The 7,768-nt window shown below is 40.8% G+C and carries 5 protein-coding genes; 2 read left to right on the top strand and 3 right to left on the bottom strand.

The features are described 5' to 3' along the window. Positions 1 to 772 (bottom strand): aromatic ring-hydroxylating oxygenase subunit alpha (locus ACT3QN_RS12940; protein WP_444529281.1); only part of this gene is annotated, 772 nt, incomplete at its 3' end. Between the two features lie 226 nt (positions 773 to 998). On the opposite strand from ACT3QN_RS12940, the gene gloA reads away from it, so the two are divergent. Together gloA and ACT3QN_RS12930 are read left to right on the top strand one after the other, a co-directional pair. Next, the gene (gloA, locus tag ACT3QN_RS12935; RefSeq protein ID WP_444523434.1) at positions 999 to 1,409 is read left to right on the top strand and encodes a lactoylglutathione lyase; all 411 of its coding nucleotides are present in this window, start codon (positions 999 to 1,001) and stop codon (positions 1,407 to 1,409) included. 30 nt (positions 1,410 to 1,439) lie between these two features. After that, positions 1,440 to 3,107 carry a BCCT family transporter gene (locus ACT3QN_RS12930; protein ID WP_444523433.1) on the top strand — a complete coding sequence of 556 codons (1,668 nt, stop codon included), beginning with the start codon at positions 1,440 to 1,442 and terminating at the stop codon, positions 3,105 to 3,107. A gap of 508 nt (positions 3,108 to 3,615) precedes the next feature. On the opposite strand, the gene ACT3QN_RS12925 is transcribed toward ACT3QN_RS12930, so the two are convergent. Beyond that, entirely contained in the window at positions 3,616 to 6,000 is a 2,385-nt protein-coding gene (locus tag ACT3QN_RS12925) for a TonB-dependent receptor (RefSeq protein ID WP_444523432.1), read from the bottom strand. 157 nt (positions 6,001 to 6,157) lie between these two features. Beyond that, positions 6,158 to 7,657 carry an MFS transporter gene (locus ACT3QN_RS12920; protein ID WP_444523431.1) on the bottom strand — a complete coding sequence of 500 codons (1,500 nt, stop codon included), beginning with the start codon at positions 7,655 to 7,657 and terminating at the stop codon, positions 6,158 to 6,160. Positions 7,658 to 7,768: the final 111 nt, after the last annotated feature.

The following is a 7,768-nucleotide window of genomic DNA, read 5'->3' as shown; positions in this document are numbered from 1 at the left end:
TATGTTGACTAATCAAATTGTATGATACTAAGCCGTTTTCAATATCATTAAACTTGACCATTTCATCAGTAGAATTAAGGCATAAGGGATACATCTCACCCCATGATCCACCATGTAAGTATGAACAGTGGTAGCATTCGTCATTGAAAATCTTCCAATTCCAATCGAAAGCCTCCATCTTTAGTGGTACAGAGGCACGCAGCTCATCTATTTTATAGTTACCTAGCTGATCACCTAAATTACCTAAACGATCGCTCAATGGAGGTAAGTCCTCATCAAAAGTAATGAAAACAAATCCTTGCCAAACCTCAGTGCGAATCTTAGGCAAACAAACATCCTTAATGTTAAAACTCTCTACCTTTTCATCTGCATCAGTTAACCCTGGCGCTGAAGTGAGTTCACCATTTATGTTATAAACCCAGGCATGTAAGGGACAGCTAATACGTCGCGTATTACCTCGTCCTTCAAGAAGTATCATTCCTCGATGTTGACATACATTTGAGAGAACATTTACTGAACCAGTACGATCACGAATAACGATTAAAGGGTCTTCACCTACTTCGATTGTGTAATAATCTCCTGATTTTGGAATATCACTTGCATGCCCGACACAAAACCATTCATGAGCCCACACTGCATTCATCTCAAACTCGTAAAATTCTTTGTCCACAAAAACTTCAGGTGGCATTGAATATACAGGACCATCACCTTCACTATAGCTAATATCAAAATCAGCAATGGGAATCGGGCTTTTCATTAATTTATTAGACATATGGCAAATTCCTTTGATTACTTAATAATTTTAAATAAAATTATTAATAATTATAAATACTGCTTAAGAGTCAAAAGCTCTAAGCAACATGAATAATATGAATGTACAGGCATATCCAAAGATGTTGAAGTAAGTATAATTCACCCATGTATGAGTATAACTAATAATAAGAGTATTCAATTTTACTGTAGTATTCTTTATCTCAACCATGGAAAGGATTTGCATTATGCCAAACAAAATTCAATTCAAGTTTGACCACATAATGATAAGAGTTAAGGAGTTAGAAAAATCTCTGGATTTTTATGTTCGGATTATGGGCATGACTATCTTAAGAAAAAACGAATACCCTGAAGGAAAGTTTACTAATGTCTTTATTGGTTATGGTCCCGAGAATAAAACAACGACTATAGAGCTAACCAATAATTGGGATACTAGTGAACCTTATGACAAGGGAGACGCCTATGGACATATTGCTTTCAATGTTGAAAACTTAACTGAGGCAATGGAATACCTTAAATCAGAAGGCGTCAAAATAAAAAGTGAAGCAAAAAAAATGAACCATGGCAAAAGAATGCTAGGGTTCATTTTTGATCCTGATGGATACGTTATTGAACTAAACGAGCCTCTAAACGTATAAGATATCTAACTCTAAGGAAGGAGTGTTGAAATGAAAGAAGTAAAATCAGGAAGGATTGATTGGTCAGTATTTATTGCCACATTTTTTTTGATTGTCGCTATTTGTCTTCCTCTGGTTTTATTTCCAGAAAAAGGTGCCGTGATTGTCAATCAAGCAAATGATTTCTTTACTACAAATCTCGGCTTACTATTTTTGTGGGGTGGCGCAGGGAGTATTGGCTTTCTAATTTATTTATTCTTTAGCGAACACGGAAAGATTAAATTTGGTACTAAAGATGAAAAACCCGAGTTCTCAACTTTTAGCTGGGGCGCCATGCTTTTTGCTGCGGGCGTAGCCTCCGGAATACTTTATTGGGGAGTGATTGAGTGGGCTTATTACTATACAGCGCCACCTTATGGCATTGAAGCAAAGTCTGCTTCTGCCGCTGAGATTGCTGCTGCTTATGGTATTTTTCACTGGGGGCCTACTGCTTGGGCATTTTTCATCATCACATCTATACCTATTGCCTACTCTTACTATATCCTAAAAGTTCCTATTCTTCGGTTAAGTGAAGTCTGTCGATCTGTAATCGGAAAACATGCAGATGGATTATTGGGTAAGGCAATTGATGTAACATTTATGTTTGGCATTTTAGGGGCTGCTGGCACGTCATTAGGACTCGGCACTCCATTAGTAGCAGAAGGTATCAGCAGTGTCACTGGAATACCAGCTACAACATCAATGACCGTTTTTGTACTCATATTATGTACTGTTTTATTCACATGGAGTGCTTACTCTGGTTTGAAACGTGGATTACAAATTTTGAGTGACATAGCAATTGTCTCTTCTATCATACTACTAGGTTATGTTCTATTGATTGGACCCACTGAGTTCATTTTAAGAATGGGAACCAATGGTGTAGGTATGGTAATTAGTAATTTTGTACGCTGGAATACTTATACTGATCCTACGAACGGTGGAAACTTTGTCAACAGTTGGACTATATTCTACTGGGCGTGGTGGATTGTTTATACCCCATTCATGGGGTTATTTATTGCTAAGATCTCTAGAGGAAGGACCATTAGAGAAATAATCATAGGAGGAATAGCATGGGGTAGCGTAGGGTGTACTGCTTATTTCGCAATATTAGGAAATTATGCAATGCACGTAGAGTTGACTGGAGTATTGTCAACTGAACAATTAATAGAAGAAGTAGGTGCAGCTGCAACTATTATCCAAATCATGGGCACCTTACCTTTAGGCAAATTAGTAGTGGCTTTGTACAGTTTTGTCGCTTTGATATTCTTAGCAACTTCATTTGATTCAGCAGCTTATATGATGGCTTCTTCAACGACGCCCTACATAAGACAAAACGAAGAACCTGCTAAATGGAATAGATTGTTTTGGGCCTTTACCTTATTTATTTTGCCATGTACTTTAATGGTATTAGGTGGAGATCTGAAAACACTACAGACTGCTTCAATACTGACAGCCATACCTTTCCTATTCGTGATCTTGCTACTAGTCTTGTCATTAATGAAAATGCTAAAGATGGGAGCGCATCTCGATCCAGAATGGCATACATCAGCAGTCAAGCCAACTGATATAGACTATGTAGATACAGCAGCAAAATCAACTGATATAGATGATTCAGATACAGCAGTCACACCGATGCCTGCAGGTTATTCAGACAAAGTGGTTTTACAGAAAGAGATATAGATATATCTCGTCCCAAAATAAATGAATAGTTTTCGTTAAGTCAGATACGATGTGTATCTGGCTTTTTACTATTACTAGGGACACAAATAACTGCTATATACAGTTAGTTCAATATAAAATTGACACAGCCTGTATTATGAAATAGTTTATGTAGATTACTCTCCATCCACCTTTAACGTAGAAACTTAGCTTGTGCCCATTTATTTTTCTACTTGAATACAACTCTCATTTTCCGCTCGAGCAAATCAGTACTTTAACCTCAGGATTTAGATTAGGGTTGTAGCCATAGAATATGATAGTCATGCCTGTTAAAAAACTTTGGTTACGTTTTCCCTTATGAAATCGGGCGTTATACACAGCGATCACGCATTTTCTTTTAAGAACTGGTATCAGTGTGATATTTGCACCCGTTATAAAGTCTATTGCCATTAATATTCTGCTCAAAATAATCAATGGCAAACCGCATAAGTAAGTTGGCATAAAAGGTTTTTTTTAATACGCTCTAATTTTAGTAATCAACGGTATAGCTTAGGCCATAAGTAGTACCAGAAGCTGGCAGACGATTCAAGTCTGAATAAGTGGTTTGATGATAAACCGTTAGGTAGTTTTTGTTAAGCAAGTTATAAACGCCATAGTCTACCCGACCTACTGGCATTTTTACTTGACCCAACACGTCAAAGGTCATATAACCAGTGACAGGTAAGGCACTAGAATCAGGATCTTGTTGTTGATCTTTAAAGGCTTTATCATCACCACCGATGGCTAGGGCTTGCAGACGAATATTACTACCTTCATCAAAGTTATATTGAGCAAATGCGGTACCTTTTAACGGTGTTAAACGTACTGCATCGAGCTCTAGCCAATCGCCATCTTTATCATATTGACCACGGGTATACGCCACACTACCACCTACTTGCCATTTATCACTGATATCGTGACTGAGCGACCCTTCTACGCCGTAGACGCGCTCATCAGTATCGACGACTTCTACAGTATAACTATCGGTGAAACGTACAACTTTATCTGACTCATTATAAAAACCGCTCAAACGCGCTACGGTATCGCCATGTTTGCCTTGCCAACCGAACTCGTAGTTATTAGTTGTAATCGGCTGAACATTGTCTGAATTAACCACAAAACCTGCACGCACATCACGCAGCGCACGCTGGATATCTGCTGTCGTAAACCCTTGTGAAAAATTAGCAAAAATTTGATCGTTCGGTGTTAGTTGATAGCTAGTACCAAGATTAAAGAGTACTTTGTCATGGTCTGTATTACCTTTCTCTACGTCGCCTGCTTTATAGTCAATGCCATAAGCATCGCTTGTGCTACTAATAGCAGGATTGTTGAAATACTCTTCAAGCAGTTGCTCATAAATGGGCGTAAAGGTATCAGTCTCTGACTTCAGTTTTTGATAACGCACGCCAGCGCTGGTATGCCACTTGTCGGTTATATCTACATCTGCATTGACAAATGCACCCCATTTATCGATGGTAGTATCTGGTCCAGCATTATAGGTAAGTCCGTTGGTTTGGGCGGTCAAGCCATTACTAGCAAGAAACGCATTTAGATCTTGACCATAATACGTTTGCTCACTATTTTCGCGTTCGAAATCAGCGCCGTAGCTCAGCAGTATATTTTTGCCAGCAAGTTCAGTCTCCGTTTGCAACGCTGCTCGCAAGCCCATTACCTCGATGTCAGCTTCTGACTGGGTCACAAACACTGCAGCACTGCTAAGCTGGTCTACTGTACTTTGATCAGTTAAACCATTGTCTTGCCATACTTCAGCTGCTTGGGCTGCTGCGCTCTTAGCAGAAGGATAAAAACGGCCTTTTTCATCTCTATAATAACCTGTCAAGCTTAAGTTAGAACCTGAGCCTACAAAGTCATCATCGTTATAACTTAGATTCACCGAGCTTTTTTCAGTATATGGCTCGTTTTCTACGTTGGCACCATCAATGGCTTTTAAAGAAGGTGTTGCACCAAATAATACTGCCAAACCATCACCATAGTCTGGGCCATAGTCAGTATCTTGCTCGTCTTTATAGTAAGTCACTGCAAGATCAAGACGTTGGCTGTCAGTGAGCTCCACACCTAAGCTACCATTCACACTTAGCGATTCGGTATCTTGTTGGTCCGTTTGGTTCACATCAGGGCTGACTCGGTTGCCTTTACTATCAAACTTGCCGCCTTTGTTATCATAATCAACGTCTAGGCGACCATACACACGCTCGCCGCCATATCCTAAGGTTTGCCCGACATGATAACCCAATGAGTCTGACTCAAAACCACGACTACTACTGACGCCAACTCTGGTCTGTCTGATAGGACCGTATCCTACCAAAGATTTGGTCACAAGGTTAATCAAACCACCTGCTGCACCAGCGCCGTAAATACTGGTAGCACCTGAGAGTACCTCTACCCGCTCAAGCTGCGCAGGATCAATACTATTTAGCTCGCGTGAGAGACTACGTGAACTACTCAAAGGCACGCCATTCAACAAGAACTGTACAGGACGTCCGTGCATGGTCGTGCCATAGTTACTGGTTGAGCCACTACTGGCACCCAGACTCGGAATCAACTGTGCCAAGATATCACCAGTGGTACGGTCACCCGTTGCCTGCATCTGAATCTCATTTTCAGTAATCACTTGCGTAACTGCTGGCATCTCACTAATTTTCTGTGCCAGTGCTGTGCCCGTTCTGGCTTTAGCCGTGACATTGATAGTATCTAAAGTGACATTGGGCGTCTCATTAGACACGGCATTTGAGGTCAGTTCCGCTGAGGTCTGCGCATTCAATGCAACGTCCGATGCGTTGTCAGTTTGCGCATATAATTGCTGACTAATACAAAGGGTAAGAACAGATAGAGCAACTTGATGATGACTTTTCATGTTTGTTTCACTTAGTTGAATAGATAAACAGTGATATGAGTAACATTTAGCTAATAATACTGTGTGTACTAACTTTGTGAATAGTATTGTAAATGATAATCATTTTTATTTCCATATGTATTTAACTATTATTAATAAAGGTTCATGAGGTAACCATTTATGAGGATCGTGGTAATTTGCACGCTGAAGGAATCGTGAATAATAAAATCACCGTGATTACTACCAGTATTTCTTGGATCGCACTCGCCATACATTGGCTACTACCTGATGCTAATAACTGTGCACCTCGACTGTTTATATACATTGTGGACAGCGTGACCAATATGGTAGAGATGATGCGGCGACTGATGTTATTAAGTGCCGCGCCTTCAGTGACTGAGTCTTTGGGTAAGCTGCTAAACCCAACCGTAGTGGTCGGCAGATATGCCAAACCTACTCCGATACCGCGTATACTCATAATCAGAATAAGCAACCAAAGCGTTGGCTGATACAAACACCATGCCAGCATCAAGGTAGATAACGCACTAATCGCAATCCCCACAATACCAATCCCTCTGGCACCGCGCTTATCTACCCTTTTGCCAGCGTAATGCGTGGTGATGCTGGCCACGAGCGTCGCGACCATCAGGACAACGCCTGTCCATAACGCACTTTCACCCATCACATCTTGTATTAACACAGGCAGTAGTAAGAGACAGAGCATCAAACCTACTGTTTGGCTAATACTGATGATATTGCTGTGCAAATAGGTTTTATTACGGAATAAGCGCACATTCAATAACGGATGCCGCTGACGACGCTCATAGGCCCACCAAACCATCGCAGACAATAAAAACCCGACAGACAATAAACCTAACGTAGCTATCTTTAATAAGCCGTCGCTGCTGAGTAACCCACCAGTAAAATCTATTTGCAGCGTGCTCAGCCATATCATCATCGCAAGCAGCCAAGTGAGTAAGCTGATAAACCCGATGGTATCGAAAGGGCTTTTTTTATCATGTGAGCATATGTCAGGTATTAAGCGCCATACCATCGCCATGACCGTTACACTGAGTGGTACGGTAATGGCAAACAGTGTCCACCATGCAAACTGCTCAACCAAATAAGCGCCAACCAAAGGGCCAAACGCCAGTGACATCATAATAACGATGCCCCATAGCGCCATTACTCTACCATGCTGCTGCTGTGGGTAAATCTGATACAGCATACCAATAGACAGTGGGATAATCAGACCGCCACTCAACCCTTGGATAGCTCTGGCAATAATGACCAGGCTCATACTGGACGCTAGCACCCCAATGACTGAGCCCATCATAAACCCAAAAATCGCTGCTAAATAAACATGCTTAAAAAGAAAGTTTTTGTTTAAGTAACCGCTCAGCATCAGCCCCACACTCATGGCTAACACATAAGCATTTAACACCCAGCCGCCCATCACAATATCGACATCAAACGCTAACATAAAAACAGGAATCGCTGGATTGAGCGCACTATTACTAAAGCTAACCACTGTACCACCAAGCAATAGCGTCAATAGTACCCGCTGCACTTGTTTTTCGCTCAAGCCATTATTACTCTTCTGATCGGTTTCGCGTATAGACACTTCGTTTTTAGATGCCTTATTTATGGGTGCTTTATTTATAGGAACGTTGCTCATTAAGCCGTGACACCATAGAAGTTAAGATAGCCTCTAGATTCAAAAAACTCATCTCGATTGCAGAAATATAATGGGGCCGCCTTTTCTGGCATCTCAATCAGACATTGTACG

The organism is Psychrobacter sp. AOP7-C1-14 (assembly GCF_052376135.1).
Classification (GTDB): domain Bacteria; phylum Pseudomonadota; class Gammaproteobacteria; order Pseudomonadales; family Moraxellaceae; genus Psychrobacter.
Note: the sequence above shows the minus strand (reverse complement) of the source record. Positions and strands in the feature narration are given on the sequence as shown.

Coding starts and splice junctions, on each gene's coding strand:
- gloA (WP_444523434.1), top strand. CDS start 999: ATGCCAAACAAAATTCAATTCAAGTTTGACCACATAATGATAAGAGTT.
- ACT3QN_RS12920 (WP_444523431.1), bottom strand. CDS start 7,657: ATGAGCAACGTTCCTATAAATAAAGCACCCATAAATAAGGCATCTAAA.
- ACT3QN_RS12925 (WP_444523432.1), bottom strand. CDS start 6,000: ATGAAAAGTCATCATCAAGTTGCTCTATCTGTTCTTACCCTTTGTATT.
- ACT3QN_RS12930 (WP_444523433.1), top strand. CDS start 1,440: ATGAAAGAAGTAAAATCAGGAAGGATTGATTGGTCAGTATTTATTGCC.